This is a genomic window from Acerihabitans sp. TG2, assembly GCF_035013185.1.
In the GTDB taxonomy this organism is placed as follows: Bacteria; Pseudomonadota; Gammaproteobacteria; order Enterobacterales; family Enterobacteriaceae; genus Acerihabitans.
The window spans coordinates 1-710 of sequence record NZ_JAYGJO010000101.1; the positions used below are offsets into that span (position 1 = coordinate 1).

Below are 710 nucleotides of genomic sequence, written 5' to 3' on the forward strand. Positions count from 1 at the left end.
TCCAGGGCGAACAACGCGGACTGTTCGATGAAGATATCGAAGCCGATGCCGCCGATATCGAACAGCAGTTGGCTACGTTATTACCCGAACCTAAAACCGACAAACCCGCCGTGCCCAAACGCCGACCGCTGCCGCCGGAATTACCCCGTGAGGATATCCACCTGGCCCCCGCATCCGATAGTTGCCCGGACTGTGGTCATGCCCTGCGCTTTATCCGCGATGAGATCAGCGAGCGGCTGGAATATGTCCCGGCACGTTTTATCGTGCATCGGCATATCCGCCCGCAGTTCAGCTGTGAACACTGCGATACCGTGGTCAGTGCACCACTCCCGGCGCAGTTGATAGAAAAAGGCCAGCCCGGCCCAGGGTTGCTGGCGCAGGTGGTCAGCGCCAAGTGCCTCGATCATCTGCCGCTCTATCGCCAACAGGTTATCTATCAACGCAGCGGTGTTGATATCCAGCGCAGTACGCTGGCCGGTTGGTTCGGCGCAGTGGGCGCGGCGCTCAAACCGCTGGCCGAGCGCCTGCATCACGACCTGCTGCTGCATCCGGTGCTCCAGGCCGATGAAACCACACTCTCCATTCTCGACCCCGGTCAGGGTAAAACGCAACGCGGTTATCTCTGGGCCTATGTCACCGCCCACAGCGCCGAGCAGGCGATAGTGCTGTATGACTGTCAGCCGGGGCGCAGTGGTCAATATGCGCGCGAC

The 710-nt window shown here is 60.7% G+C and carries 1 protein-coding gene; it reads left to right on the forward strand.

Going from position 1 to position 710, the window contains the following annotated elements; all coding sequences use genetic code 11:
- Positions 1-710, forward strand: a 710-nt coding sequence (tnpC, locus tag SJI19_RS24705; protein ID WP_323480878.1) for an IS66 family transposase, incomplete at both ends; no start/stop codon positions are given.